27 protein-coding genes are annotated in these 26,140 nt (G+C 64.7%); 21 read left to right on the top strand and 6 right to left on the bottom strand.

The annotated features are described in order from the left end of the window. From EN846_RS24885 to EN846_RS24870, 4 genes are all read left to right on the top strand, one after another. Positions 1 to 519 (top strand): GNAT family N-acetyltransferase, encoded by a 519-nt coding sequence (locus EN846_RS24885; RefSeq protein WP_127283236.1) that lies wholly within the window; start codon positions 1 to 3, stop codon positions 517 to 519. 4 nt (positions 520 to 523) lie between these two features. Continuing rightward, positions 524 to 1,123 carry a DUF2585 domain-containing protein gene (locus tag EN846_RS24880; RefSeq protein WP_127283237.1) on the top strand — a complete coding sequence of 200 codons (600 nt, stop codon included), beginning with the start codon at positions 524 to 526 and terminating at the stop codon, positions 1,121 to 1,123. Positions 1,124 to 1,127: 4 nt separating this feature from the next. Then, entirely contained in the window at positions 1,128 to 2,438 is a 1,311-nt protein-coding gene (gene hslU, locus EN846_RS24875) for an ATP-dependent protease ATPase subunit HslU (RefSeq protein ID WP_127283238.1), read from the top strand. Between the two features lie 324 nt (positions 2,439 to 2,762). Then, on the top strand, positions 2,763 to 3,722 hold the full coding sequence (locus EN846_RS24870) for a DUF1402 family protein (RefSeq protein WP_127392428.1): 960 nt from the start codon (positions 2,763 to 2,765) through the stop codon (positions 3,720 to 3,722). A 6-nt stretch (positions 3,723 to 3,728) separates the two neighbouring features. On the opposite strand, the gene EN846_RS24865 is transcribed toward EN846_RS24870, so the two are convergent. The 4 genes from EN846_RS24865 to EN846_RS24850 form a co-directional block, all read right to left on the bottom strand. Then, a complete protein-coding gene (locus tag EN846_RS24865; protein WP_127283240.1) occupies positions 3,729 to 4,535 on the bottom strand; it encodes a 3-methyl-2-oxobutanoate hydroxymethyltransferase in 807 nt (268 codons plus the stop codon). A 50-nt stretch (positions 4,536 to 4,585) separates the two neighbouring features. Continuing rightward, positions 4,586 to 5,815 carry an FAD-dependent oxidoreductase gene (locus tag EN846_RS24860; protein WP_127392429.1) on the bottom strand — a complete coding sequence of 410 codons (1,230 nt, stop codon included), beginning with the start codon at positions 5,813 to 5,815 and terminating at the stop codon, positions 4,586 to 4,588. Positions 5,816 to 5,820: 5 nt separating this feature from the next. Further along, on the bottom strand, positions 5,821 to 6,135 hold the full coding sequence (locus EN846_RS24855) for a MocE family 2Fe-2S type ferredoxin (protein WP_127283242.1): 315 nt from the start codon (positions 6,133 to 6,135) through the stop codon (positions 5,821 to 5,823). 78 nt (positions 6,136 to 6,213) lie between these two features. Next, entirely contained in the window at positions 6,214 to 7,317 is a 1,104-nt protein-coding gene (locus EN846_RS24850) for a fatty acid desaturase family protein (RefSeq protein WP_189379516.1), read from the bottom strand. A gap of 173 nt (positions 7,318 to 7,490) precedes the next feature. Here EN846_RS24850 and EN846_RS24845 point away from each other — a divergent pair, with 173 nt between their 5' ends. The 10 genes from EN846_RS24845 (at position 7,491) to EN846_RS24800 (ending at position 16,418) form a co-directional block, all read left to right on the top strand. Continuing rightward, positions 7,491 to 8,522 carry a LacI family DNA-binding transcriptional regulator gene (locus tag EN846_RS24845; RefSeq protein ID WP_127283243.1) on the top strand — a complete coding sequence of 344 codons (1,032 nt, stop codon included), beginning with the start codon at positions 7,491 to 7,493 and terminating at the stop codon, positions 8,520 to 8,522. Between the two features lie 311 nt (positions 8,523 to 8,833). After that, on the top strand, positions 8,834 to 9,775 hold the full coding sequence (locus EN846_RS24840) for a sugar ABC transporter substrate-binding protein (protein WP_127283244.1): 942 nt from the start codon (positions 8,834 to 8,836) through the stop codon (positions 9,773 to 9,775). Positions 9,776 to 9,943: 168 nt separating this feature from the next. After that, positions 9,944 to 11,020 (top strand): ABC transporter permease, encoded by a 1,077-nt coding sequence (locus EN846_RS24835; RefSeq protein WP_127283245.1) that lies wholly within the window; start codon positions 9,944 to 9,946, stop codon positions 11,018 to 11,020. Positions 11,021 to 11,022: 2 nt separating this feature from the next. Beyond that, positions 11,023 to 11,793 (top strand): ATP-binding cassette domain-containing protein, encoded by a 771-nt coding sequence (locus EN846_RS24830; protein WP_127283246.1) that lies wholly within the window; start codon positions 11,023 to 11,025, stop codon positions 11,791 to 11,793. 83 nt (positions 11,794 to 11,876) lie between these two features. Next, entirely contained in the window at positions 11,877 to 12,869 is a 993-nt protein-coding gene (gene iolG / locus EN846_RS24825; RefSeq protein ID WP_128346012.1) for an inositol 2-dehydrogenase, read from the top strand. Between the two features lie 31 nt (positions 12,870 to 12,900). After that, on the top strand, positions 12,901 to 13,695 hold the full coding sequence (locus EN846_RS24820; RefSeq protein ID WP_127391598.1) for an SDR family oxidoreductase: 795 nt from the start codon (positions 12,901 to 12,903) through the stop codon (positions 13,693 to 13,695). 160 nt (positions 13,696 to 13,855) lie between these two features. After that, on the top strand, positions 13,856 to 14,122 hold the full coding sequence (locus EN846_RS24815; protein ID WP_127391599.1) for a type II toxin-antitoxin system Phd/YefM family antitoxin: 267 nt from the start codon (positions 13,856 to 13,858) through the stop codon (positions 14,120 to 14,122). Then, entirely contained in the window at positions 14,119 to 14,541 is a 423-nt protein-coding gene (locus EN846_RS24810; protein WP_127391600.1) for a type II toxin-antitoxin system VapC family toxin, read from the top strand. Before EN846_RS24815 ends, EN846_RS24810 begins: the two co-directional genes overlap by 4 nt. Positions 14,542 to 14,850: 309 nt before the next feature. Beyond that, a complete protein-coding gene (locus tag EN846_RS24805) occupies positions 14,851 to 15,129 on the top strand; it encodes a hypothetical protein (RefSeq protein WP_127391601.1) in 279 nt (92 codons plus the stop codon). A 197-nt stretch (positions 15,130 to 15,326) separates the two neighbouring features. After that, a complete protein-coding gene (locus EN846_RS24800) occupies positions 15,327 to 16,418 on the top strand; it encodes a 3-deoxy-7-phosphoheptulonate synthase (RefSeq protein ID WP_127391602.1) in 1,092 nt (363 codons plus the stop codon). Positions 16,419 to 16,504: 86 nt separating this feature from the next. Here the strand turns inward: EN846_RS24800 and EN846_RS24795 are convergent, their stop codons facing one another. Further along, positions 16,505 to 17,140, bottom strand: a complete 636-nt coding sequence (locus tag EN846_RS24795) for a LysE family translocator (protein WP_127310442.1) — start codon at positions 17,138 to 17,140, stop codon at positions 16,505 to 16,507. Positions 17,141 to 17,266: 126 nt separating this feature from the next. Here EN846_RS24795 and EN846_RS24790 point away from each other — a divergent pair, with 126 nt between their 5' ends. Further along, complete coding sequence (locus EN846_RS24790) at positions 17,267 to 17,968, top strand: YafY family protein (RefSeq protein ID WP_127391603.1); 702 nt, start codon at positions 17,267 to 17,269, stop codon at positions 17,966 to 17,968. A 31-nt stretch (positions 17,969 to 17,999) separates the two neighbouring features. Here EN846_RS24790 and EN846_RS24785 read toward each other — a convergent pair whose 3' ends face one another. Next, positions 18,000 to 19,109, bottom strand: a complete 1,110-nt coding sequence (locus EN846_RS24785; RefSeq protein WP_127391604.1) for a Gfo/Idh/MocA family oxidoreductase — start codon at positions 19,107 to 19,109, stop codon at positions 18,000 to 18,002. Between the two features lie 160 nt (positions 19,110 to 19,269). Between EN846_RS24785 and EN846_RS24780 the strand changes: the two genes are divergently transcribed. The 6 genes from EN846_RS24780 (at position 19,270) to iolB (ending at position 26,132) form a co-directional block, all read left to right on the top strand. Further along, positions 19,270 to 20,115, top strand: a complete 846-nt coding sequence (locus EN846_RS24780) for a MurR/RpiR family transcriptional regulator (protein WP_187331344.1) — start codon at positions 19,270 to 19,272, stop codon at positions 20,113 to 20,115. 156 nt (positions 20,116 to 20,271) lie between these two features. Continuing rightward, entirely contained in the window at positions 20,272 to 22,200 is a 1,929-nt protein-coding gene (iolC, locus tag EN846_RS24775) for a 5-dehydro-2-deoxygluconokinase (RefSeq protein ID WP_127391605.1), read from the top strand. Positions 22,201 to 22,224: 24 nt separating this feature from the next. Further along, a complete protein-coding gene (gene iolD / locus EN846_RS24770; protein WP_127391606.1) occupies positions 22,225 to 24,069 on the top strand; it encodes a 3D-(3,5/4)-trihydroxycyclohexane-1,2-dione acylhydrolase (decyclizing) in 1,845 nt (614 codons plus the stop codon). A 42-nt stretch (positions 24,070 to 24,111) separates the two neighbouring features. Further along, on the top strand, positions 24,112 to 25,026 hold the full coding sequence (iolE, locus tag EN846_RS24765) for a myo-inosose-2 dehydratase (protein WP_127391607.1): 915 nt from the start codon (positions 24,112 to 24,114) through the stop codon (positions 25,024 to 25,026). Positions 25,027 to 25,092: 66 nt separating this feature from the next. Next, positions 25,093 to 25,305, top strand: a complete 213-nt coding sequence (locus EN846_RS24760; protein WP_127391608.1) for a DUF3329 domain-containing protein — start codon at positions 25,093 to 25,095, stop codon at positions 25,303 to 25,305. A 14-nt stretch (positions 25,306 to 25,319) separates the two neighbouring features. Continuing rightward, positions 25,320 to 26,132, top strand: coding sequence for a 5-deoxy-glucuronate isomerase (gene iolB, locus EN846_RS24755; protein ID WP_127391609.1), 813 nt, complete (start codon positions 25,320 to 25,322; stop codon positions 26,130 to 26,132). The last annotated feature ends 8 nt before the right edge of the window (positions 26,133 to 26,140 follow it).

Genomic DNA, 26,140 nt, shown 5'->3' with positions numbered 1-26,140 from the left:
ATGGCCAATCAAGAGCACAGCTACGATTTTCGGCCGGTGACCGAAAAAGACCTGCCGATGATCGCCGGCTGGCTGGCCGAGCCGCATGTCGCCGAATGGTGGGACGATCCGCAAAAAGAGATCGCCGAGATCCGCGAGCACATCGACTCGGTTTCGGTCGAGCCGCTGATCGTCGAGCTCGACGGCAGCCCGATCGCCTATCTGCAGAGCTACGATCCGCATCTGGAGGACGATCATCCCTATGCCGACCAGCCGTTCGGCACGCTGGGCATCGACCTGTCGATCGGTCGGGCCGAGCTGGTCGGCGTCGGCCACGGCTCGGCCATCGTGCGGCAGTTCGTCGAGCAGCTTTTCGAGGAAGGGGCGCCGCGCGTCATCATCGATCCGCATCCGGACAATGGCCGCGCCATTCGCGCCTATGAGAAGGCCGGCTTCAGGGCCATCGGCCGCAGACAATCGCAATATGGGGACGTCGTGCTGATGGCCGTCGATGCGGCCGGCACGGAAGAGGGGGGCTGACCAAATGAACGCGACGGGCGACGACAACAGCTATTCGGCCTATGAGGACAGCTGGCGCATGGGGCTGCTGCTCGTGCTGGCTTTGCTCATCTTCCAGGCCGGCGCGCTTTACGGCATGGGCCATCCTCCGATCTGCACCTGCGGCTACGTGAAACTCTGGCACGGCGTGGTGCTGAGCTCGGAAAACTCGCAGCACATTTCCGACTGGTACACGCCCTCGCACATCATCCATGGCTTCCTGTTCTACGCGCTGGCGCGCTTTCTCTTTCCGCGCTCGCCGATCGGGCTCAGGCTCGCCTTCGCCGTCCTCATCGAAGGCGGCTGGGAACTGCTCGAGAACAGCCCTTTCATCATCGAGCGCTACCGCGCCGGCACGATCTCGCTCGATTATTACGGCGACTCGATCATCAATTCGGTGTCCGACACGCTGGCCATGGTTCTGGGATTTGTGATGGCGCGAAAGCTTCCTATATGGGTGGTCGTCGCCCTCGCCCTCATCTTCGAGCTCGGCACGGGCTACATCATCCGGGACAATCTGACGCTCAACGTGATCATGCTGCTGCATCCGTTCGAGTCCATCAAGCAGTGGCAAAGTGGAATTTAGTGACATGAGCACATTCTCCCCCCGCGAAATCGTTTCGGAACTCGACCGCTTCATCATCGGCCAGAAGGACGCCAAGCGCGCCGTGGCCATTGCGCTGCGCAACCGCTGGCGCCGCCAGCAGTTGCAAGGCCAGATGCGCGAGGAGGTGATGCCGAAGAACATCCTGATGATCGGCCCGACCGGCGTCGGCAAGACCGAGATCTCGCGCCGCCTGGCTCGCCTCGCCGGCGCGCCCTTCGTCAAGGTCGAGGCGACCAAGTTCACCGAGGTCGGCTATGTCGGCCGCGACGTCGAGCAGATCGTGCGCGACCTGGTCGAGGTCGCCATCGGCCTGGCGCGCGAGAAGATGCGCGAGGACGTCGCGGCGCGCGCCCAGATCAATGCCGAGGAACGCGTGCTGGAGGCCCTGGTCGGCAAGACGGCGAGCCCGGCCACGCGCGATAGTTTCCGCAAGAAGCTGCGCGAGGGCGAGCTCGACGACAAGGAGATCGAGATCGAAGTCGCCGACACCGGCACCGGCGGCATGCCCGGCTTCGAGATACCCGGCATGCCGGGCGGCAATATCGGCGTGCTCAACATCAACGATATGCTGTCGAAGGCGATGGGCGGCCGCAAGACCAAGAGCCGCAAGACCACGGTGCGCGATTCCTACGCGCTGCTGGTCAACGACGAGTCCGACAAGCTGCTCGACCAGGACGAGGTGATCCGCCGGGCGCTCGACGCGACGGAAAATGACGGCATCGTCTTCCTCGACGAGATCGACAAGATCGCCGCCAGGTCAGACATTTCGGGCGGCCCGTCGCGCGAAGGCGTGCAGCGCGACCTGCTGCCGCTGGTCGAAGGCACGACGGTCGCGACGAAGTACGGCCCGGTAAAGACCGACCATATCCTGTTCATCGCCTCCGGCGCCTTCCATGTGTCGAAGCCGTCCGACCTTTTGCCGGAACTGCAGGGCCGCCTGCCGATCCGCGTCGAGCTGCGCGCGCTCGAGAAGGAGGACTTCGTCCGCATCCTGACCGAGACCGAGGCAAGCCTGATCAAGCAGTATGTCGCGCTGATGAAGACGGAAGGGGTCGAGCTGACCTTCACCGACGATGCCATCGATTCGCTGGCCGGCATTGCGGTCGATCTCAACGCCAGCGTCGAGAATATCGGCGCACGCCGCCTGCAGACCGTGATGGAGCGGGTCCTCGACGAGATCTCCTACGACGCGCCGGACCGCAACGGCACGACCGTCACCATCGACGCCGCCTATGTGCAAAAGCATGTCGGCGACCTCTCGAGGAACACGGATTTGTCCAGATTCATCCTGTAAATGCATGTCGCCCAAAAGTGCGCAGCGGTTTTGGGACAACGATATGCATCAGCAAGGAACCCGATGCTGGGCAGGGTTCCGGCTTCGGGCGGGCCGGCAAGGCTTGCCCGGCGCGGCGGCGGGTGTGGCCAAATGGAAGCAACCGGCCGGCTTTCGCCCCGGTGGCAGGCGGGCTTCTCTCGACTCTCCCTCCTGCTTTACCTAGTTTGCCCGGCGACTCGGGCGTGCCCCAGACTGGCGAGCGGTTTGGGAGGCGCATGGAAGACAACACTTAAGGCGCGTTGCCGGATCGCTCCGGCCGTGCGCCTTGACGGGCGGCGGCGTATGAAAAAACGGCTTCTTCTCCTTCTCGGCCTGGCTATGGCGGCGGCTGTTTCTATTGCCGACGCGCAGACCCTGGTGCCGCCGGGAAACCGCAACGCGGTCCAGCCCGACATACCGGGCGCCTCCAGCCGGCGCACACAAGCCACCAACACCACCTTCCAGGCCAAGTACCGCAAGGTCTACGCGCTGCTGAAGAGCGACGCCGATCTGCGCGCCAAGATCAGCAAGGAGGCCGCCGCCTACGGCATCGACCCGATGCACATCGTCGGCGCCATCGTCGGCGAGCATACCTACAATGTCGACGCCTACGACCGGCTGCAGACCTATTACGTCAAGGCGATCTCCTACCTGTCGAGCAAGCTCTCCTTCGCCTATGACGGCGAGGACATCAGCGATTTCGTCCAGCGCCCCGAATTCAAGAAATGCGCCGGCATGACCGACAGCTACGATCTGTGGGAGTGCCGCGAGCAGGTCTGGAACCATTCTTTCCGCGGCAAAAGCGTTGGCGGCACAAGCTTCCCCAACGACCGGTTCGGCGCCACCTTCTTCCAGCCCTACTATGCCGGCCAGACCTTCGGCCTCGGCCAGCTCAATCCGCTGACCGCGCTGCAGATGAGCGATCTCGTGCACAAGGTTTCCGGACTGCCGAAGCTCGACGTCGGCGATCCGAACACGGTCTACAAGACCATCATGGATCCGGACCTGACGCTGGCCTATGTCGCGGCGACGATCAGGACGTCGATCGATGCTTATAAGAACATTGCCGGCTTCGACATCTCCGACAATCCCGGGCTCACCGCAACGCTCTACAATGTCGGCAATCCCGAGCAGCGCGCCTCTGCCTTGAAGGCCGAGAACGACAAGCGCCGCGCTGCGGGCGAGCCGGAAAAGCTGCCCGAAGAAAACTATTACGGCTGGCTGGTCAACGACAAGCTGGACGAGCTGAAGGCGCTGTTCTAGCGCCCTTTAGCCTTCCGCGTCGAGAAACGCCTCGAATTTGCGCAATTCCCCGGCGTCCGCCTCGACCATGTGGCGCGGTTCCGGATAGGCGCCCGACCGGATGTCGTCGGCATATTCGCTAAACGCGGCGATGCGCTCGTTCTGGATGCGGTCGAACTCCGCCGCGAGGTCGCGGTAACGCTTGGCGTGGCGCGGATAGCGGCCGCGATTGGTGCCGAGCACGTCTTCCGAGAACAGGTATTGCGCATCGCAGCCGGCGCCGGCGCCCATCGAGATCATGATCAGCGGCGTGCGCCGCGAGATCGCGCTGGCGACCTCGGCCGGCACCACCTCGATTTCGGCGGCGAAGGCGCCGGCCGCCTCGAGGTCCTTGACCTGTTTCCAGACGAAGGCGGCGCTTTCGGCGGTCTTGCCGACCGCCTTGAAGCCGCCGGTCCAGGTCGCATGCGCCGGGATCAGGCCGACATGGCCGCAGACCGGGATGTGCTCGTCGCGCAGGCGGCGGATCGTCTGCAGGCTGGCCGAGCAGTACATGGCGTCGGCGCTTGCGGCGCGCAGCTTCACCGCCATGCGCAGGATCTCGTCGGTGGTGGCGCCCATCTTCGCCTGCTCGTCGCCAGGAATGGCAAAGCAGGTCGGCGCGGCGTCGCGAAAGCGCGGATCGAAGATCAGCTCATAGGTGACCGAGATCATGTCGATGCCCGCGCGTTCGGCGGCTTCCGCCTCGTCCAGCGAGAAGACGCGCAGCTTGGAGAGCTGCCGCTTGCCCTTCAGCGCTTGCAGGTCGGCGACCGTCGGTCTGCTGCGTGCCATCTTTTAGGTCTCCCTCATGCCGGCGAGATGCTTGCAAGCTTCCCTAAGTCTCACGCCGCCAGCAGCGATTTCAGCTTGACCGTTTGCGAGCCGAGCGCCTCGGATGCCGGCGCCGCGCGCTTGGCGATCAGCATCTCCGCCAGGCGGATGTCGCGCGCCACCGCATTGCCCGGACCGATGCCGCTGGCGGCGACCAGCCGTCCGTCCTCGGCCAGGTGGAACAGGATGAACGCGCCGTCGTCGAGATCGCGCCGCACCATGCTCCTGCCCTCGTCGGAAAGCCCGGCGATCTGCAGGGTCAGTCCATACTGATCCGACCAGAACCACGGCACCGCCGCATGCGCCTCGCCGGCGCCGAGCATGTTTTTCGCCGCCAGCGCGCCCTGCTCCTGCGCGTTGCGCCAGGCTTCCAGCCGCACGCGGCGGCCGCCATAGGCGGCAAGCGGGAACGAGCAGCAGTCGCCGGCGGCGAAGATGTCGGGGTCGGCGGTCCGCAGCTCGGCGTCGACAGCGATGCCATTGTCGACCGCCAGCCCGGCTTCCGCGGCAAGCCCGGTCACCGGCACGGCGCCGATGCCGATCACCGCCAGGTCGGCGACGATTTGCTGTCCGCCGGTAAGGCTGATGCGCACCTCTTTGCCGTCATCGGCGATCGCTTCGATGCCCTGGCCGGCGAGGATGGTCACGCTTTCGGCCTCATGCGCCTTGTGGATCACCGCTGCGATCTCGGCCGGCACGCCGCGCATCAGGATGCGCGGCTGCGCCTCGATGACGGTGACGGTGGCGCCGAGCTTGCGCGACGAAGCGGCGAGTTCGAGGCCGATGAAACCGCCGCCGATGATGGCTACGCGGTTCTTCGGATTGAGATGCGCGCGAATGGCGAGCGCATCGTTGAAGGTCCTCAAATAGACGCAGCGTTCGCCCAGCCCCGGCATCGGCAGCTTGCGCGGCAGCGAGCCGGTCGCCAGCAAAAGCTTGTCGTAGCGCAGCGAGGAACCGTCCGACAGGCGCACGAGACGCTCTGCGCGGTCGATCGCCACGGCGCGGACCGAATGGATATGCCGGATCGAGCGTTCGGCCAGCACCGCGTCGCTGGTGATCGATTTGATCGCCGGCGCCGGGCCGGTCATCGCCTCTTTCGACAGCGGCGGCCGCTCATAGGGCAGATGCGGTTCGTCGCCAACCAGCGTCACCGGGCCCTCGTAACCCAGGTCGCGCAGCGTCAGCGCCGCCCGTCCGCCGCATTCGCCGGCGCCGATGATCACCATTCCCGCGTGCATTTCCCTCACCCGATCTGAATGAGGACTTTGCCGGCGTCGACCTTGACCGGATAGGTCCTGAGGTTGACGCAGACCGGCGCGCCCTTGGCCGCCCCGGTCTTGTAGTTGAAGCGGCCATTGTGCTTCGGGCATTCGATGATGTCGTCCATGACCAGGCCGTCGGCCAGGTGCACCTTCTCATGCGAGCAGAGCCCATCGGTGGCGAAATACTCGTCGTCGGGGCTGCGGTAGATGGCGAAGGTGCGGCCGCCATGGTCGAACCGCTTCACGTCTTCCTCGTCGATGTCATCGGCCTTGCAGGCCTCGATCCAGTCGCTCATCGATCTCTCCGATACTCTGCCTGGCGCCCGCCATTGCATGGCGCCCACTTGTCTGCGGCTTGGCGCTTTAGGGCGATCTCACTCGGCCGCGGCGGCGGCCTTGTCGTTGTGCAATTCCTCGCGATAGGGCCGGGCGGTCGGCGGCAGCTCGCGCTTGAGGAAATAGTCCTCGTTGCGCAGCTGGCGCAGGAAGGCCGGGATCACTTCGCGGTAGCCGGCCAGGATCGACGGCGTCGGCGCCGGCAGGTCGTGCTTGATCAGCTCGTGCAGCCTGGGCAGCGCGTGATAGGGCACCATCGGGAACATGTGGTGCTCCACATGGTAGTTCATGTTCCAGTAGATGAACCGGCTGATCGGGTTCATGTAGACGGTGCGGCTGTTCAGCCGGTAGTCGATGACGTTGTCGGCCAGCCCGCCATGCTGCAGGATGCCGGTCAGCACATGGTGCCAGGCGCCATAGAGCCGGGGCAGGCCGACCAGCATCAGCGGCAGGAACGAGCCCGTGTAGAGCGCCAGCGCGATCGTCGCCGCATAGATCGCCAGCCAGGTGCGCGCGATCAGGATCGCCCTTGGCACCTCCTGCTCGGGAACATAGGTCTTTTCCTCGGCATTGATGATGCCGGCTGAATGACGGACCGTGTCCTTCATCGCATGCCAGCCGTCGAGGACGCCGACGAAGGCGAGGACGACGCGGATGAGGTCCGGCGGCCGCATGATGGCGATTTCCGGGTCGCGGCCGACGATGATGGTGTCGGTATGGTGGCGCGTATGGCTCCAGCGCCAGGTCACCGGATTGCGCATAATCATGAAGCAGGCGAGCTGATAGACCGCGTCGTTCATCCACTGCGTGCGGAAAGCGGTGCCATGGCCGCATTCGTGCCAGCGCGAGTCGGTCGAGGAGCCGTAAAGCGTGCCGTAGACGAAGAAGAACGGCACGCACCACCACGTGCCCCAGAACCAGGCGCCGCCGGCGCCGCTGAGGACCAGGGCGCCGAGCCAGATGATGGTATCGCGCAGCGCCGGTCCGTCGGAACGCTGCATCAGCTCCTTCATCTGCTTGCGGGGAACCTCGGTGTGGTACCACTCGGCCGCCGCCAGCCCGTTGTCGACGGCCAGCTGCGTGTCGCGGCCGACCAGGCTGTAATCGCGTCGCGACGGCGTCGCGGACAATGCTCCCGCCATTCCGGGGTCCTCCACCACGCCTCGTCGATCTCTGGCCGGCCAATCCCGGGCCTGGGATCGCAGGCGTCGAAATTCAAAATAGCGGCAACAAATGATAGGATCAACATCATGAAGATAGTTTCTATCATTTTCCATCAGGCTGGTGTAGGAAGGGAGGCTAGCGGAGGACCATCATGGCGAAACGGCCGACCATCACCGATCTGGCGCGCATTTCCGGGGTCAGCGTCGCCACCGTCGACCGCGTGCTCAACAACCGCTTGCCGGTTCGCGAGGAGACCGCGCGCCGCGTCTACGAGGCGGCGACCGATATTGGCTACCACGCGGCAGGGCTGATCCGGCAGCGCATGCGCCAGGAATTGCCGGAATATCGCCTTGGCTTCCTGTTGCTCAGGCGCGAGGACTTTTTCTACGGCGAGTTCGCCCGCGAGCTCGAACTGGCGGTCGCGCAGTCGCAGCGTTTTCGCGGCACCGCGGCGGTAGACTTCACCAGTTCGCTGGTGCCGGACGAGATCGCCGCGGAGATGCGCAGGCTGGCGACCAGATCGCGGGCCGTCGCCCTGGTCGGGCCCGATCACCCGACATTGACCGCCGCCGTCGAGGCGCTGAAGGCGAGGGGCCTGCCGGTCTTTTCGCTGCTCTCCGATTTTGCCTCCGGCATCCGCGAGGGCTATGTCGGGCTCGACAACCGCAAGGTCGGCCGCACCGCCGCCTGGATGATCGCCAAGGCGGCGAGGAAGCCCGGCAAGGTCGCCCTTTTCGTCGGCAGCCACCGCTTCCACGGTCATGAACTGCGCGAGATCGGCTTCCGCTCCTTCTTCCGCGAGCATGCGCCGGAGTTCACCGTGCTGGAGACGCTGGTCAATCTCGAGGCAAACCAGGTCACTCACGACGCGATGATCGACCTCCTGGCGCGGCATCCCGATCTCGCCGGCTGCTATGTCGCCGGCGGCGGCATGGAAGGCGCGGTCTCGGGCCTGCGGGAAGCGCGGCCGAAGCAGATGCCGGCGGTCGTCTGCAACGAGATCACGCCCGTGTCGCGCGCCGCCCTTGCCGACAACATATTGACCATGGTGATCTCCACTCCGCTCGCCGCGCTCTGCCGCGAGCTTGTCGACCTGATGGCGCATGCTATCGAGGCCGGCGCCGCCAACGCGCCGGGCCAGACCTTCCTGCCCTTCGACATCTATTTGCCAGAAAACATCTAGCGGGGCCGGCTATCCGCCCGCCGGCGCGGCAACCGCAGCAAATGATAGAATCTATCAGCCAGGACCGAAAATCCGGCGCTCGGCTTTCGATTCGCCCTTGACGCCTTCGCCTGAAATGGAATAAATATTTCATGAACTAGGCATTTTGGTTCTTTCGTTCCGGAACATCTGTTTCAAACACAGGACTTGGCGTTCCATCACGCGGGAGGCGCCCTCCGGAATCGAGATGGCAAGCGGGAGAGATTCCTCGGGAGATCGGGGATTCCGGGCAAAAATCGGTGCAGCCGGACACCATGTGGAGGAGAAATACAATGAAGAAACTGCTTTTGGGCGTCGCTTTCGCGGCGCTGATGAGTTCGTCCGCCTTTGCCGCCAAGGTTGGCGTGTCGATGGCCAAGTTCGACGACAACTTCCTCACCGTGCTGCGCAACGGCATGATCGAGCAGGCCAAGGGCATGGACGGTGTCGAGCTGCAGGTCGAAGACGCGCAGAATGACGTCGCCAAGCAGCTCGACCAGATCAAGAACTTCGCCGCCTCGGGCGTCGACGCCATCATCGTCAACCCGGTCGACACCTCGGCCACGCAGGCGATGTCCGACGCGGCGGCCGCCGCCAAGATCCCGCTCGTCTACGTCAACCGCGAACCGGTCAACGTCGACTCGCTGCCCGAAAACCAGGCCTTCGTCGCCTCGAACGAAGCCGATTCCGGGACGCTCGAAACCAAGGAAGCCTGCCGCCTGTTCACCGAAGCCGGCAAGAAGGAGGCCAACGTCTATGTGATCATGGGCGAGCTTTCCAACCAGGCCGCGGTGCAGCGCACCAAGGACATCGAGGAAGTGATCGCCACGCCGGAGTGCAGCTTCATCAAGATCATCGACAAGCAGACCTCGAACTGGGACCGTGACCAGGCGCAGAACCTGATGACCAACTGGCTGTCGACCGGCAAGCCGTTCGACGGCGTCATCGCCAACAACGACGAAAGCGCCATCGGCGCCATCCAGGCAATGAAGGCCGCCAACATCGACATGAAGACGGTCGTCGTCGGCGGCGTCGATGCCACCCAGGACGCGCTCGCCGCGATGCAGGCCGGCGATCTCGACGTGACGGTGTTCCAGGACGCCGCTGGCCAGGGCGCCGGCGCGCTCGATGCCGCGCTCAAGCTGTCCAAGGGCGAGAAGGTCGAGCACAAGGTCTATGTGCCGTTCCAGCTCGTCACGCCGGCCAACATCGACAAGTTCCTGAAGAAGAACTGAGGCTGGCCGTTCACTAGCGCAGTTCCAGGAAAAGCGTGAAACGGTTTTCCGCGCGGAATTGCGACAGAGAAATAGGGCGGCGCATCAGATCAGAACAACGGCGCCGCTCCTCGTTTCCTCCCGCCCGTGCGGGCGGGAGGGCGAACGCGGCCGACGGAGGAAAGAGACGTGGCACAGACATCCCATGGCGTCGGCGGGCTGACCTACGATGCGAAGAAGCGTGCATGGCCTGCCGAGTTCAACGTTTTCCTGGCGCTCGTCATCCTCGTCGGCGCTTTCGAGCTGATCGGCCGGGTCTTTCTCGGTGACAGCTTCCTGTTCAACACCCGCGACAATGTCGACGCCATCTTCAACGAGCAGCGCCTGCAGATCATCATCCTGCAGGTGTCGATCGTCGGCATCATCGCCATCGGCGTGACCCAGGTGATCATTTGCGGCGGCATCGACCTGTCGTCCGGTTCGGTCGTCGGCGCCACCGCGATGATCGCCATGAGCTTCGCCCAGGTGGCGACCGTCAACGGCAATCCCAACCCCAAGGCGATGTTCATCGACTATGGCTTGACCGACCTGCCGGTGATCGTGCCGGTGCTGGTCGCCATCGGCTGCGGCTTGATCGCCGGCCTGGTCAACGGCCTTCTGATCGCCTACACGCGCATCCCGCCCTTCATCGCCACGCTCGGCATGATGGTGACCGCGCGCGGCATCGCCAAATGGTGGTCCAAGGGCCAGCCGATCTCGTTTCCGACCGACAGCTTCGCGGCGATAGGCAAGGGCCTGATGCCGGTCATCATCTTCATCTCGCTGGCGATCCTGTTCCAGCTGATCCTGACCTACACCAAGTACGGCAAGCACTGCTATGCCATCGGCTCCAACGAGGATGCTGCGCGCATGTCGGGCATCAAGATCGCCAACCACAAGGTGCTGGTCTATGTCATCGCCAGCATCCTCGCCTCGCTCGCCGCCGTTGTGCTCTGCTCCAAGAACCTGACCGCCCAGGCCGGCATGGGCGTCATGTACGAGCTCGACGCCATCGCCATGGCGGTCATCGGCGGCGTCTCGCTGTCGGGCGGCCGCGGCTCGATCATCGGCACCGTCATCGGCTCGCTGATCTTCGGCGTCATCATCTCCGGCTTCACCTTCCTGCGCCTCGACGCCTACTATCAGGAGATGGTCAAGGGCGTGATCATCGTCGGCGCGGTGGTTCTCGATCAATGGCGCCAGCGTCGCCGCGCGATAGGAGCTTGACCATGTCGGACATCGTTCTCAAGACCGAAAACCTGACCAAGCGCTATGGCGGCGTGCATGCTCTCGAAGGCGCCAACTTCGAACTGCGCAAGGGCGAGCATGTCGCGATCATGGGCGACAACGGCGCCGGCAAGTCGACTTTCGTGCGCCAGATCACCGGCGTCGAGCAGCGGACCGACGGCAAGGTCTGGTTCGACGGCAAGGAGGTGAGCTTCGCCGGGCCGATCGAGGCGCGCGAGGCGGGCATCGAAACCGTGTTTCAGAACCTCGCGCTTGCCGACGATCTCGACGTGCCGTCCAACCTGTTCCTCGGCCGCGAGAAGGTGCTGTTCAATCTCGGCCCGTTCTCGATTCTGGATCGCAAGTACATGCGCAAGGCGACAGAGGCCGCACTGGTCCGCACCGCGGTGAAGATCCCGAACCTCTCCAGCACCATTCGCCACATGTCGGGCGGCCAGCGGCAGTGCGTGGCAATCGCCCGCACGGCGACCTTCGCCTCCAAGCTGATCATCATGGACGAGCCGACGGCGGCGCTCGGCGTGCAGGAGACGGCACAGGTCGAAAACATCATCCGCACGCTGAAGGAAAATGGCGAGCCGCTGATCCTGATCAGCCACAACATGCGCCAGGTGTTCGACCTGGTCGACCGTATCGTCGTCTTCCGGCGCGGCAAGATCGTCGCCAATTTGCGCAAGCAGGACACTGACGGCAACGACATTGTCGCCTATATCACCGGCGCCAAGACCGGACAGGCGGAGCTCCAGGCCGCCTGACGGCCGTCACGGCGGGATCAACCAGATCGTCCGCGCCAGACAAGGCGCGGACATGTTTTAGAACCACCCTCAAAGGACAATTCATGACTATCCGCTTCGCACTTCTCGGCGCCGGCCGCATCGGCAAGGTCCACGCCCGCGCCGTCGGCTCCAATCCCGATGCAAAACTTGTTGCCGTGGCGGACGCCTTCGAGAAGGCGGCGAGCGACCTGGCCTCGGCCTATGGTGCCGAAGTGCGCAGCATCGAGGCCATCGAGAAGGCCAAGGACATCGACGCCGTCATCATCTGCACGCCGACCGACACCCATGCCGACCTCATCGAGCGCTTCGCCAAGGCCGGCAAGGCGATCTTCTGCGAGAAGCCGATCGATCTCGACGTCAAGCGCGTCGAGAAGTGCCTGGCCGTGGTCGAGAAGGCCGGCGCCACGCTGATGGTCGGCTTCAACCGCCGCTTCGACCCGCATTTCGCCGCCGTGCGCAAGGCCATCGACGACGGCGCCATCGGCACGGTGGAGATGGTCACCATCACCTCGCGCGATCCGGGCGCGCCGCCGCTCGACTACATCGCCCGCTCCGGCGGCATCTTCCGCGACATGACCATCCACGATTTCGACATGGCGCGCTTCCTGCTCGGCGAGGAGCCGGTGGCGGTGAGCGCACACGCTTCGGTGCTTGTGGACGAGAAAATCGGCGAGGCCGGCGATTTCGACTCGGTCAGCGTCATCCTCGAGACCGCGTCCGGCAAGCAGGCTGTCATCTCCAACTCGCGCCGCGCCACCTATGGCTATGACCAGCGCATCGAGGTGCACGGCTCGAAGGGCATGGTCGCCGCCGAGAACCAGCGGCCGGTGTCGATCGAGCTCGCCAACGACAAGGGCTACACGCGCCCGCCGCTGCACGACTTCTTCATGACCCGCTACCTCGACGCCTACGCCAACGAGATCGCCGCCTTCATCGGCGCGGCAACCAAGGGCAAGAAGGCGGCGCCAAGCGGAACGGACGGCCTTGTGGCGCTGAAGCTTGCGGACGCCGCGCTCAAGTCGGCGAAGACCGGCAAGACTGTTCGCGTCGACTGAGCTTTTTGAATTCGAACACAGGAGAACAGCGATGAGCGGTTTGGCCGGTCGCAATTCGGAAACGCGCGCCCTCGTCACCGGCGGCGCGCAAGGCATCGGCTTCGCCGTCGCCGAGGCGCTGGCCGACGAGGGCTGCCGCGCGCTGGCGCTGGTCGGCCGCTCGCAGGAGAAGGGCGACAAGGCGGTCGCGGCGCTGAAGAAGGGCGGCGTCGACGCCATCTTCATCAGCGCCGACGTCGCCAAGGTCGCCGACTGCAAGCGCGCCGTGGACACGGCGATCGCGCATTTCGGCACGCTGAACGCGCTGGTCAACGCCGCCGCCACCTCGGCCCGCGGCTCGCTGATCGAAACGACAGAGGACGTCTTCGACCAGATCTTCGACACCAATGTGCGCGGCCCCTTCTTCCTGATGCAGGGCCTGGTCGCGCATCTTCTGGCCCGCAAGGCGCCGGGCTCGATCGTCAACGTGCTGTCGATGTCGGCGCATGCCGGCCAGTCCTTCCTGACGCCCTATTCGACCAGCAAGGGCGCGCTGATGACGCTGACCAAGAATGTCGCCAGCTCCTATCGGAGGAACCGCATCCGCTGCAACGCGGTGCTGCCGGGCTGGATGGACACCGAGGGCGAGGCGATCGTGCAGAAGAAGTGGCACGACGCCCCGGACGACTGGCTGCAAAAGGCCGAGGCCTCGCAGCCGATGGGCCAGCTGGTCAAGCCGGCCCAGCTTGCGCGGCTGATCACCTATATGCTCAGCCCGCAGGCCGGCGTGATGACCGGCTCGCTGGTCGACTACGACCAGAACATTGCTGGCGTGGTCGGCGAGTAGGGCAGGCGAGCAGCCTCGCATCCAGAAGCAGATCGGCCGCGCGTTCACGAGTGATTGGGCTCGAGCGCCTATCAGGGCGTCCCGGGCTCTGAAAGTCCCTGTTGCCGCAGCATCGCTATTCCCATATAGTCAAGATGGTCAGAATAGTCATGAGATTGAAATGCTGCCTGGACCCAAAGAAGATATGAGCTGGACGGTCGCTGGGGCAAAAGCCCGGCTCTCGGAGGTTATAGATCGGGCACAATCGTCGCCGCAGACGATCACCCGAAACGGCAAACCAAGCGTGGTCGTCGTGTCCGCAGAGGAATGGCGGCGCAAGACCGCACGGAAAGGCACGCTGGCGGAGTTCCTGCTGGAGTCGCCGTTGCGCGGCTCCGATTTGAACCTTGAGCGTCAACGCGACGAGCCGCGTGATCTGCCGCTGTGAAGATACTGCTTGATACGAATGTCCTGTCCGAAGTGACAAGGCCGGCGCCAGACGCACGCGTGTTGGGCTGGTTGGACGAGCTTGACGAGGACCGCTCATTCATCAGCGTCGTGTCGATCGCCGAAATCCGCCGCGGCGTTGCCCTCATGGATGAGGGACGCAAACGCGAAGCGCTTGCAGAATGGCTCGCTCGGGATTTGCCCCAGCGCTTTGAGCAGAGGGTTTTGCCGGTGGACGAAGCCGTTGCCTTGGCCTGGGGCGACCTGATGGGCCTTGCCAAGCGCCGCGGCCGCGGTCTGTCCTCAATGGATGGACTGATCGCTGCCACATCGATTGCGCAGCAGCTCACTTTGGCAACGCGCAACACGAAGGATTTCGAAGGCTTTGGAATCGAACTCTTCGATCCCTGGACTGCATAAACAGGGCATGTCGGGTTCGAGAGCCTATGCCCTCGCCACAAGAGAATGTCTCGATGCATTCCATATTAGATCACGGCAAGCGGCCATCTTGGGGTTGGCGTCACCGCGCGGTCAGAAGCCAACGCTCTACAACTGTTCTCGCTAACCTTCGGATCCGTGCAAAAGGTCGTCAGCATCGAGATGGTCAGGACATGGATGATTTCGATCAAAATCATGGGCAACTGGTTTCGTCGTCGTATCTGGTTTCCCCGAGGCCACGAGCAAATTTCAAGCTGAGACGAGGCCCGTACCGAAAGAAAGGCGTCTCAATTGAGTGATCCTCAACCCATCACGAACGAAAATATCCTGAAGATTCTCGGCACCGTCCTCATCGAAATTCGCGCGGCCGATGACCTACCTACAGCACGCATGCTTGCAGACTCATTTCACAACGCGCCGGCCATGATCGCCCGCGGTGCTGATCCGCAGGATACATGGACAAGCGTTCTCAATACCGCTCGCAGGCTTGAGATGGAACGGTATGTCGTCTCACTGTTGAACCACGTTCAGGCGAGACAAATATCAAGCCGAGCCCCTACCGACACGTGACAAGCGCCTTCGCATCGACTATATGAGCCGCATGATCCACCTGACCGCCTCGTTTTGGTACTTTAGCTACGGTAGCTCGCTGGCGGCGGGAGGATTGCGCTCGATCTGAAGATTGCAGCATCAAAATCCGACAAGCCGCCAGACCTGGCGGCTTTTTTGTTTCAGCCGGCAGGTCTCCTAACCAGGAGCAGAAAGCCGTGTTGACCACCACAGACGACCTTCGGGTCACCGAACTCAAGGAACTGAGCACGCCGGAAGAGGTGATGCGCGAGATACCGCGCACGCTGACGGCGACGCGCACTGTTGCCGCGTCACGCAATGCCATCCATTCGATCCTGACGGGCGCCGACGACCGGCTTTTGGTCATCGTCGGCCCCTGTTCGATCCACGATCCGGTCGCCGCAATGGACTACGCCAGCCGTCTGGCGGCGCTGCGCGAGGCCCTTGCAGACCGGCTCGAGATCGTCATGCGCGTCTATTTCGAGAAGCCGCGCACCACGGTCGGCTGGAAGGGGCTGATCAACGATCCCGACCTCGACGGCAGCTTCAACATCGACAAGGGGCTGCGCATGGCGCGCAACGTGCTGTCGGCCGTCAACAATCTCGGCCTGCCGGCGGCGACCGAGTTCCTCGACATGACGACGCCGCAATACATCGCCGACCTCGTCGCCTGGGGCGCCATCGGCGCGCGTACCACCGAGAGCCAGATCCATCGCGAGCTGGCCTCGGGCCTGTCCTGCCCGGTCGGCTTCAAGAACGGCACCGACGGCAATCTCCGCATCGCCGCCGAGGCGGTGAAGTCGGCCGCCCAGCCGCATCACTTCATGGCGGTGACCAAGGGCGGCCGCAGCGCGATCGCGGCGACCACCGGCAATGAGGACTGCCACGTCATCCTGCGCGGCGGCATCCAGCCAAACTACGACGCGGCTTGCGTCGCCGCCTCCGCTGCGGAGCTCGGCCGCATCGGGGTCGCGCCGCGGCTGATGATCGACGTCAGCCACGCCAACTCGAGCAAGAAGCCGGAGAACCAGCCGAAGGTGGCGGCCGACGTGGCGGGCCAGGTGGCAGCGGGCGACGAGCGCATCATCGGCGTCATGATCGAGAGCAATCTCGTCGCCGGCCGGCAGGACGTGGTGGCCGGCAAGCCGCTCACCTACGGCCAGAGCATCACCGATGGCTGCATCGACTGGGCGACCACCGAGACGGTGCTGCACGGCCTTGCCGGCGCGGTCGAATGGCGGCGGTCGGCACGCCGCGAAATGCTGGCGACCCGGCAGGGCGCGGCCTGACTTCCTTCTCCCCCGGTGGAAGAAGGTGGATCGGCGCGCAGCGCCGAGACGGGTGCTGGAAGGAACTCGGCGCGGGCCCTTGAGGCTCACGCCGCCCCCAGACCTTCCCAGGCGGTGAACACCGAGACCGCGAACAGCAGCAGCCCCGCCGCCCGACCGGCAAGGACGGTCGCCCGCGGATTGGCGACCAGCAGCTCGCGGCTGCTGCCGGCGGTAACCGCGAGCCCGCCATAGATGGCGGCCTGCGTGGCGATCGTCATCAGCCCCATGACGGTCGCCTGCATCCAGATCGGGCCGTAATCCGGCTTCAGGAACTGCGGATAGACGGCGAGGATGAAGAGGTAGGCCTTCGGGTTGATCAGGCAGGTCATCAGCCCCTGGCGAAACGCCTTCCAGGCGGAACGGCTGCTGGAAGGCCCGTCCTGGCCGATGGTGATGGAGCTGCGCATCAGCGTGATGCCGATATAGGCCATGTAGGCGGCGCCGGCGATCAGCAGCGGCGTGAACAGGATCGGTACGAAATGCATGAGCAGGCCGACGCCGATCGCGCCGTTCAGCGTGTGCACTATGCCGCCCAGCATGATGCCCCCAGTCGCGGCGAGACCTCTGTTGCTGCCGCCCGTCAGCGCATTGGCCAGCACGAACAGCATGTCCATGCCGGGCACGACGATGATGCCGAACAGCAGGATGAAGAAGAGCCAGAGATTTTGCGCGTAGTCCATGTCAGTAGTCTGTTGCCTCACCCGAAACGCCGCAGAGCAATGTGTTGATTTTCAAGCGGATAGGCCGTCCTATAGATCATCCCAACTGACGGGGATGTGTCAGTTGCGTTCGGAGCCGTTGAGGAAATGCGCAAGGCGTCGCGCCTGTTCGAGATCATCCAGATCCTGCGGCTGGCCAGGCAGCCGGTGACGGCGGCCATGATTGCCGAACAGCTGGAAGTGACGGTGCGCTCGATCTATCGCGACATCGCGGCACTGCAGGCGATGCGCGTGCCGATCGAGGGCGGGCGCGGCATCGGCTACGTCCTGCGTCCGGGCTTCGACCTGCCGCCGCTGATGTTCTCGATCGAGGAGATGGAGGCGATCGTGCTGTCGTTGGCGCTGCTCGAGCGCACCGGCGACGACGAGCTCAAGCAGGCCGCAAAACGCGTCGGCGCCAAGATCGCCGGTGCGGTGCCGCCGCCCTTGCGCCAGGCGCTCGACGCCAATGCCCTGCATGCCTGGGGTTTTGCCGCACCCTCGGCCTCGGCGGTCGATCTCGCCTTGGTGCGCCGCGCCATCCGCGACGAGGAGAAGCTCGACCTTTCCTATCGCGACGAGGCGGGCCGCGACACAAAGCGCCTCATCCGCCCGGTCGCGCTCATCTACTACGCCGAAACCGCCAACATCGTCGCCTGGTGCGAGCTTCGCCAGGCTATCCGCAATTTCCGCAGCGACCGCATCGAGGACTGCCGGCTGGCGGGCCTATGGTTCAAGGGCGAAGGCGACCGGCTGCGGCAGGTCTGGGTGGACGGCTGGGAGATCAACGCATCGGCTGCCGCCACCTGACGCTTTGCCGGCCTTGCGTTGGAAGCGGCTGTTACCTTACGTCCACCCAGCGCTGTTCCTGGAACGAGCGCGCCATCGCATGCACGGTGCGCTCGATCTCCAGCCCCTCGTCGAAATCGATGATCCTTGCCGGCTTGCCGGCAAGCCGCAGCATGAGCTCGTGGCATTCGATGATCTTGAGGTCGTTGAAGCCGAGGCCGTGGCCGGGCGCCGGCACGAAGGCGTCGTAAGGCTTGTGATGCGGCGCCACCAGGATGGTGCGGTAGCCCTGCTCGGTCGGTCGATCGGCCGTGAGGTAGAGCTGGAACTCGTTGAACCGTTCCTGGTCGTAGAGGATCGAGCCTTTCGAACCGAAGATCTGGATGGCGATGCGGCCCTTGCGGCCCCAGGCCGAGCGATTGACCAGCAGCGTGCCGGCAATGCCGTTCTCCAGATGCATCAGCACGCTGGCGATGTCGTAGGTCTCGACCGCGCGGCGTCCCCCGGATGCAACCTTGCGGTCGGCATAGGGCTTGGCCATGTCGCACATGACGCGGCCGACGCGGCCGAACAGCACCTTGATAAGCGACAGCGGATGCACGGCGAAATCGTCGAGCGCGCCATAGCCCGACGCCGCCTCGTGCTTCCAGAAGAACGCCGCCTCCGGGTCGGCCATGAAGTCCTCGTCCATCTCGATGCGCAGATGGTTGACCTCGCCGATGATCTTCTCCTCGAGCAGCGCGCCGATATGGCGGATGGCCGGGTTCTGGATGTAATTGTAGCCGAGCGCCGCCACCTTGCCGGATTTCTTCGCCGCCTTCGCCATCGCCTCGGCTTCCGCGAAGCCCGGCGCCATCGGCTTCTCGCACCAGAGATGCTTGCCGGCATCGAGGATGGCGATGGCCATTTCCGGATGGAACTGGTTGGGCGTGGTCAGCGAGACGATCTCGACCTCCGGATCGTTGACCACGGCGCGCCAGTCGCCGGAACCCCTGGCGAAGCCGAACTCACCCGCCTTGCGCCTGGCAAGCTCGTCATTGACCTCGCCGAGATGCACCAGCCTGGGCTTGGCTACATCGGGGAAGACGGTGCCGACCGCGCTCCAGGCAATGGCGTGGCACTTGCCCATGAAACCCGTGCCGATGAGGCCCACTCCGACCATTTGGATGTCTCCATTGAAGGGGAACTGTAGCGTGTGGATGAATTAATCCATTTCCGCTCGGAATGGAACGTCCAAATCATTTTTTATGGTGTTCTTGCGCGAAGCCGCTATGATGAGGCAGGAGAGGGGGACTACCATTATGGCCGTGGGCGGAGCGACGATGGACGAACGGGTTCCCCGCGATTTCGAGACGCTGCGCGCGACGATCCTGGAGCGGCGCCACAGCCTGCCCAAGCGCATCGCGCAGATCGCCGCCTATGCGCTGGACAATCCCGACGACATCGCTTTCGGCACCGCCGCCAGCATCGCCGCCTCGGCCGGCGTCCAGCCCTCGACCCTGATCCGCTTTGCCCAGCAGCTCGGCTTCGACGGCTTCACCAGCCTGCAGCTTGTGTTCCGCGAGCGACTGCGCGAGCGCAATTCCTCGTATGACGAGCGTCTGGCCGCGCTCCGTGCCAAGGCCGAGGAAGGCGCCGGCCACCGGGCGATCTTCGACGGTTTCGTCGCCGCCGCCAGCACCTCGCTGAGCGACATTTCGCGCACGCTGAACGAGCCGCATTTCGAGGAGGCGATCGCTCTGCTGGCCAAGGCCGAGACCATCTATGTGCTGGCCAAGCGCCGCTCCTATCCGGTCGCCTCCTACATCGCCTACGCGCTGGGCAAGCTCAAGATCCGTAACCAGCTGATAGAGTCGGCCGCCGGCCTCAATGCCGAGATGGTCGGCTTTGCCACGCCGAGGGATGCCGTCATCGCCATCTCGTTTTCGCCCTATGCGCCGGCGACCATCGAGGAAACGCGCGCCATCTCCGAGCAGGGCGTGCCAATCGTCGCCATCACCGACTCCTCGTTCTCGCCGCTCGCCCAGTTCGCCAAGGTCTGGTTCGAGGTCGCCGAGGCCGATTTCGCCGGCTTCCGCTCACTGTCGGCGACGATGGCGCTGGCCATGGCGCTGACCGTCGCAGTCGGCGAGAAGCGGCGCGACACGGGCCGCAAGCGCAAGGGCTGAACGGCTCGGCCTGCAGTCTTTTTCGGCTAGGGAATGCTCATTCCATCTTGACTACAGATTGGAATTATTATTTCATAATCCCGGCATCACGCCGCCGCTCGCGCGTGTACCCCAAAATGGGGTTGCTCAACACAATAAGGCCGATGGGAGGTTCGAATGGGCGAAGCCGTGGAAGCGAAACCGCTCGACGTCATCACCATCGGCCGCGCTTCGGTCGATCTCTATGGCCAGCAGATCGGCTCGCGGCTGGAGGACATCACCTCCTTCGCCAAATCGGTAGGCGGCTGCCCGGCCAACATCTCCGTCGGCACGGCAAGGCTTGGCCTGCGTTCGGCGCTGCTCACCCGCGTCGGCGACGAGCAGATGGGTCGGTTCATCCGCGAGCAGCTGAAGCGCGAGGGCGTCTCGGTCGATGGCCTGAAGACCGACAAGGAGCGGCTGACCGCGCTGGTGCTGCTCTCCGTCGAGGACGAAGGCGTCTCGCCGATGATTTTTTACCGCTCCGACTGCGCCGACATGGCGCTGGCCGAGGAGGACATCGACGAGGCGTTCATTGCCTCGGCCCGCGCGGTCGTCGTCACCGGCACGCATTTCTCCCGCCCCAACAGCGACGCCGCGCAGCGCAAGGCGATCAGCATCATGAAGGCCAAGGGCGGCAAGGTGGTCTTCGACATCGACTACCGCCCGAACCTCTGGGGCCTTGCCGGCCATGCCGAGGGCTTCGAGCGCTATGTCAAATCCGACCGCGTCTCGGCGCAGCTGAAGACGGTGTTGCCCGATTGCGACCTCATCGTCGGCACCGAAGAGGAGATCATGATCGCCTCGGGCGCCGATGATTGCCTGAGCGCGCTGAAGACCATCCGCTCGCTGTCCTCCGCCACCATCGTGCTCAAGCGCGGCGCCATGGGCTGCATCGTCTACGACGGGCCGATCAGCGACGACCTCGAGGACGGTGTTGTCGGCAAGGGCTTTCCGATCGAGGTCTACAATGTGCTTGGCGCCGGCGATGCCTTCATGTCGGGCTTCCTGCGCGGCTGGCTCGGCGGCGAGAGCTTCGCCACGGCGGCGACCTGGGCCAATGCCTGCGGCGCCTTCGCCGTCTCGCGCCTGCTCTGCGCGCCGGAATATCCGACCTTCGAGGAATTGCAGTATTTCCTCAAGCACGGCAGCAAGCACCTTGCGCTGCGCAAGGACGAGGCGATCAACCACATCCATTGGGCGACGACGCGCCGGCGCGACATCCCCTCGCTGATGGCGCTCGCCTGCGACCACCGCGTCCAGCTCGAGGACGTCGCCGCCAAGACCGGTGCGGACGCCGCCCGCATCGAGGATTTCAAGGTGCTGACCGTCAAGGCGGCGGCCAGGGTCGCCGCCGGCCGCGCCGGTTACGGCATGCTGCTCGACGAGAAATATGGCCGCGACGCCATGTTCGAATTCGCCCGCCATCCCTTCGCCTGGCTTGGCCGCCCGGTCGAACTGCCGGGCTCGCGGCCGCTGCGCTTCGAATTCTCGCAGGACATCGGCTCGCAGCTGATCGACTGGCCGGTCGAGCACTGCATCAAATGCCTGTGCTTCTATCATCCGGACGACCCCGAGGCGCTGAAGCTGGAGCAGCAGCAGAAGCTGCGCAGCCTGTTCGAAGCCGCGCGGAAAGTGGGCAGGGAGCTTCTCGTCGAGATCATCGCCGGCAAGCACGGCAAGCTCGACGACACCACCATCCCGCGCGCGCTGGAGGAACTCTATGCGCTGGGCATCAAGCCCGACTGGTGGAAGCTCGAGCCGCAGGCCTCGGCCAGCGCCTGGGCCAAGATCGAGGCGGTGATCGTCAAGAACGACCCATGGTGCCGCGGCGTCGTGCTGCTCGGGCTGGAGGCGCCACAGGACGAGCTGGAAGCGGCCTTTGCCGCAACGAGCAACGCGCCGATCGTCAAGGGCTTCGCCGTCGGTCGCACCATCTTCATCAACGCCGCCGAACAATGGCTGGCCGGCAGGATGTCGGATGAAGAGGCGGTCGCCGACATGGCGTCGCGCTTCGAGCAACTGACCGAGGCATGGCTTGCCGCGCGCGGCCGCAAGGCGGCATAACAGACGGAAGCCGGAGGAGACGACATGACGAAGACCGTACGCCTGACCATGGCGCAGGCTGTGACCCGCTTCCTGTCGCGCCAGATGACTGAGATCGACGGCAGACGAGTGCCGATCTTCGGCGGCGTCTGGGCGATCTTCGGCCATGGCAATGTCGCCGGCATCGGCGAGGCGCTCTACCAGGTGCGCGACGAATTGCCGACCTTCCGCGCCCATAATGAGCAGGCGATGGCGCATGCGGCAATTGCCTATGCCAAGGCCAATTTCCGCCGCCGCTTCATGGCGGCGACCAGCTCGATCGGACCGGGCGCGCTCAACATGGTGACGGCGGCAGCCCTGGCACACGTAAACCGGTTGCCTGTCCTGTTTTTGCCGGGCGATGTGTTCGCCAACCGCTTGCCCGATCCGGTGCTGCAGCAGGCCGAGGATTTTTCCGACGGCACCGCGAGCGTCAACGACTGCTTTCGCGCCGTGTCGCGATATTTCGACCGCATCACGCGGCCGGAGCAGGTCATCCCGGCGCTCAACCGCGCCATGCAGGTGCTGACCGATCCGGCAGAATGCGGCCCGGTCACGCTGTCGCTCTGCCAGGACGTGCAGGCCGAGGCTTATGATTATCCCGAAAGCCTGTTTGCCGAGCGCCTCTGGATGCCGCGCCGGGTTCGTCCCGACCGCAACGAACTGGCGGCCGCCGTCGCGGCGCTGAAGGGCGCCAAAAGGCCGCTAGTGATCGCCGGCGGCGGCGTCCTCTATTCGCAGGCTTCGGGCGAACTGGCCAAGCTTGTGCAGGGCGCCGGCATTCCCGTCTGCGAGACGCAGGGCGGCAAGTCTTCGCTCCCCGATGACCATCCGCTCAACATGGCTGCGGTCGGCGTCACCGGCACGTCCGCCGCCAACCGGCTGGCCGAGGAGGCCGATGTCGTGCTTGCCGTCGGCACCAGGCTGCAGGATTTCACCACCGGCTCATGGGCGCTGTTCAAGAATGCCGGCCGCACCATCATCGGGCTGAACACCCAAGGTTTCGATGCCGGCAAGCACTGGGCGCTGCCGCTGGTCGCCGACGCGGCCGAAGGGCTGGCGGAACTGTCCGCTGCCTTGAAGGGCTGGAAGGGGCCGTCCGCCTGGACCGACAATGCGCTAAAGGGCAAGACGGAGTGGCAGGCTGCCGCCGCCAAGGTCACGGCCTCGACCAATGCCGCCTATCCATCCGACGCGCAGGTGATCGGCGCCGTGCAGCGCGCCATGGGCTCGGGCGTCACCTTGCTGCATGCCGCCGGCGGTCTGCCCGGCGAATTGCACAAGCTCTGGCAGGCCGGCGCGCCTGGCTCCTATCATGCCGAATACGGCTTCTCGACCATGGGTTACGAGATCGCCGGGGGTCTCGGGGTCAAGATGGCGAAGCCCGATCAGGAGGTCGTCGTCATGGTCGGCGACGGCTCCTACCTGATGCTCAATTCCGAGATCGCCACATCGGTGATGCTGGGGCTGAAACTCACCATCGTGCTGCTCGACAACCGTGGCTATGGCTGCATCAACCGGCTGCAGATGGCGACCGGCGGCGCCAACTTCAACAATCTCCTGAAGGACTCCCGCCACGAGGTGATGCCCGATGTCGACTTCGCCGCCCATGCGGCAAGCCTCGGCGCGACGGCCGAGAAGGTGGCCTCGATCGCCGAGCTGGAGACGGCGCTCGCCAGGGCCAAGGCCAACAGCAAGACCACCGTGCTGGTCATCGACACCGATCCGCTGGTGTCGACCGAGGCCGGCGGCCACTGGTGGGACGTCGCCGTGCCGGAAGTCTCCGCGCGACGCGAAGTCAACGTCGCGCGCAAGAAATATGAGGAAGCCGTCGGCAGCCGGCAGGGCTGAGCCCGCTTCCGCCTCGCAACGAACTGACATTGGAGTGACGACTTGAAAGCCAAACTGGGCATGTCCCCCATCGCGTGGTGGAACGACGATCTGGTGGAACTGAGCGATGACGTGTCGCTGGAGGAGTGTCTGCGCCAGTCGCGCTCGGCCGGCTTCACCGGCATGGAAAAGGGCCGCCGCTTTCCCGACGATCCCAAAGTGATGCTGCCGATCCTGAAGGCAGCCGACGTCACGCTCTGCGGCGGCTGGTTCTCAGGCACGCTGGTCGAAGAGGAGATGGCCAGGAACAAGGACCGCATCCAGCCGATGATCGACCTGTTCAAGGCGGTCAACGCGCCCTGCATCGTCTATGGCGAGGTCGGCCGCTCCATCCAGGGTGACCGTTCGAAGCCGCTCGCCACCAAGCCGAAGCTCTCCGGCGACGAAATGAAGGCCTATGGCAGGCGCCTGACCGAATTCGGCGAATGGTGCGCCGAGCAGGGCATGCCGCTGTCCTACCACCACCACATGGCGGCGGTCGTCGAGACCGAGCCGGAGCTTGACGCCTTCATGCGCCACTCCGGCGAAGGCATTCCGCTGCTGCTCGACGCCGGCCATCTCGCCTTCGCCGGCGGCGACGTGCTGCGCGCCATCGACAACCACCACAAGCGCATCAACCACGTCCATGTGAAGGACGTGCGCATGGGCGTGATCGACAGACTCGACCGCACCAGGCAGTCCTTCCTCGATGCCGTGGCGCTCGGCGCCTTCACCGTGCCTGGCGACGGGTCGTTGGATTTCGGCGCCATTGTGCAGCGGTTCGCCGACCATGGCTATGAAGGCTGGTTCGTCGTCGAGGCCGAGCAGGATCCGAAGCCCAACCCTCCGCTCAGGATGGCCCAGGTCGGTTACAAGGAGCTGATGCGGGTGATGAGCGCCGCCGGCTACACGGTGGAGACGCAGGGTTTTCCGGCCTGAACGGTGGATTAGTCAGGGCGCACGGTCTATCTGATGCACTTTGGCTAAATCCGGGATTGGCGCGCGATGAAAGACTATGAGCATCCCTTCTTCCGGCCGCTGTGGCGGCGCATCGCCGTGGTGGCTGTCTGCCTGGCCTGGTCGGTGATGGAGTTCGCTTCCGGCACGCCTTTCTGGGGCGTCATCGCGCTCGGCTTCGCCGGCTATGCCGTCTGGCAGTTCTTCTATCTCTACAAGCCGGCCGAAGAGGCCAAGCCTCCGGCCGAACCGAAGGAATGATCGAGGAGACAAAAATGTCCAAACTGCTCGTCAAGGCCGACAAGGGCCACGGCCGCGTCGCCCACGTCACGCCGCAAAGCGCCGGCTGGACCTATGTCGGCTTCGATCTTCATCGGCTGAAAGCGGGCGAGACGGCTTCGGGTGAAACGGCCGACCGCGAGGTCTGCCTGGTCTTCGTCACCGGCAAGGGCAAGGCGTCCGCCGCCGGCACGGATCTCGGCCTGCTCGGCGAGCGCATGTCGCCGTTCGAGGGCAAGCCCTGGTCGGTCTATGTGCCCGAGGGGTCCAACTGGTCAGTGACCGCCGATACCGAGCTGGAACTCGCCGTCTGTTCGGCGCCCGGCCTGGGTGGCGGCCTGCCGGCCCGCGTCATCGCTCCGCGGGATCTCGGCCAGGAGGTGCGCGGCAAGGGCACCAATACGCGCTACGTCACCAACATTCTGCCCGAAGGCAAGCCGGCCGACTCGTTGCTGGTGGTCGAGGTCATCACGCCGGGCGGTCACACCTCCAGCTATCCGCCGCACAAGCACGACCGGGACAATCCCCCCGCGGAGTCCTATCTCGAGGAAACCTACTACCACCGTCTCAACCCGCCGCAAGGCTTTGCCTTCCAGCGCGTCTATACCGACGCCGGCAGGAATGGCGAGCGCGAGCTGGACGAGGCGATGGCGATCGAGGACGGCGACGTGGTGCTGGTGCCGAAGGGCTACCACCCATGCGCCGCCTGCCACGGCTACGATCTCTACTATCTCAACGTCATGGCCGGGCCGAAGCGCACCTGGAAGTTCCACAACGCGCCCGAGCACGAATGGCTGATGAAGGCCTGAGCCTCCTG

Source organism: Mesorhizobium sp. M4B.F.Ca.ET.203.01.1.1, from assembly GCF_004791025.1.
Classification (GTDB): domain Bacteria; phylum Pseudomonadota; class Alphaproteobacteria; order Rhizobiales; family Rhizobiaceae; genus Mesorhizobium; species Mesorhizobium abyssinicae.
This window is presented reverse-complemented; position numbering and strand designations above follow the sequence as displayed.

Excerpts from the sequence above, each read along its gene's own strand:
- EN846_RS24885 (WP_127283236.1), top strand. The coding sequence starts at position 1 with ATGGCCAATCAAGAGCACAGCTACGATTTTCGGCCGGTGACCGAAAAA.
- EN846_RS24880 (WP_127283237.1), top strand. The coding sequence starts at position 524 with ATGAACGCGACGGGCGACGACAACAGCTATTCGGCCTATGAGGACAGC.
- hslU (WP_127283238.1), top strand. The coding sequence starts at position 1,128 with ATGAGCACATTCTCCCCCCGCGAAATCGTTTCGGAACTCGACCGCTTC.
- EN846_RS24870 (WP_127392428.1), top strand. The coding sequence starts at position 2,763 with ATGAAAAAACGGCTTCTTCTCCTTCTCGGCCTGGCTATGGCGGCGGCT.
- EN846_RS24865 (WP_127283240.1), bottom strand. The coding sequence starts at position 4,535 with ATGGCACGCAGCAGACCGACGGTCGCCGACCTGCAAGCGCTGAAGGGC.
- EN846_RS24860 (WP_127392429.1), bottom strand. The coding sequence starts at position 5,815 with ATGCACGCGGGAATGGTGATCATCGGCGCCGGCGAATGCGGCGGACGG.
- EN846_RS24855 (WP_127283242.1), bottom strand. The coding sequence starts at position 6,135 with ATGAGCGACTGGATCGAGGCCTGCAAGGCCGATGACATCGACGAGGAA.
- EN846_RS24850 (WP_189379516.1), bottom strand. The coding sequence starts at position 7,317 with ATGGCGGGAGCATTGTCCGCGACGCCGTCGCGACGCGATTACAGCCTG.
- EN846_RS24845 (WP_127283243.1), top strand. The coding sequence starts at position 7,491 with ATGGCGAAACGGCCGACCATCACCGATCTGGCGCGCATTTCCGGGGTC.
- EN846_RS24840 (WP_127283244.1), top strand. The coding sequence starts at position 8,834 with ATGAAGAAACTGCTTTTGGGCGTCGCTTTCGCGGCGCTGATGAGTTCG.
- EN846_RS24830 (WP_127283246.1), top strand. The coding sequence starts at position 11,023 with ATGTCGGACATCGTTCTCAAGACCGAAAACCTGACCAAGCGCTATGGC.
- iolG (WP_128346012.1), top strand. The coding sequence starts at position 11,877 with ATGACTATCCGCTTCGCACTTCTCGGCGCCGGCCGCATCGGCAAGGTC.
- EN846_RS24820 (WP_127391598.1), top strand. The coding sequence starts at position 12,901 with ATGAGCGGTTTGGCCGGTCGCAATTCGGAAACGCGCGCCCTCGTCACC.
- EN846_RS24815 (WP_127391599.1), top strand. The coding sequence starts at position 13,856 with ATGCTGCCTGGACCCAAAGAAGATATGAGCTGGACGGTCGCTGGGGCA.
- EN846_RS24795 (WP_127310442.1), bottom strand. The coding sequence starts at position 17,140 with ATGGACTACGCGCAAAATCTCTGGCTCTTCTTCATCCTGCTGTTCGGC.
- EN846_RS24790 (WP_127391603.1), top strand. The coding sequence starts at position 17,267 with ATGCGCAAGGCGTCGCGCCTGTTCGAGATCATCCAGATCCTGCGGCTG.
- EN846_RS24785 (WP_127391604.1), bottom strand. The coding sequence starts at position 19,109 with ATGGTCGGAGTGGGCCTCATCGGCACGGGTTTCATGGGCAAGTGCCAC.
- EN846_RS24780 (WP_187331344.1), top strand. The coding sequence starts at position 19,270 with ATGGACGAACGGGTTCCCCGCGATTTCGAGACGCTGCGCGCGACGATC.
- iolC (WP_127391605.1), top strand. The coding sequence starts at position 20,272 with ATGGGCGAAGCCGTGGAAGCGAAACCGCTCGACGTCATCACCATCGGC.
- iolD (WP_127391606.1), top strand. The coding sequence starts at position 22,225 with ATGACGAAGACCGTACGCCTGACCATGGCGCAGGCTGTGACCCGCTTC.
- EN846_RS24760 (WP_127391608.1), top strand. The coding sequence starts at position 25,093 with ATGAAAGACTATGAGCATCCCTTCTTCCGGCCGCTGTGGCGGCGCATC.
- iolB (WP_127391609.1), top strand. The coding sequence starts at position 25,320 with ATGTCCAAACTGCTCGTCAAGGCCGACAAGGGCCACGGCCGCGTCGCC.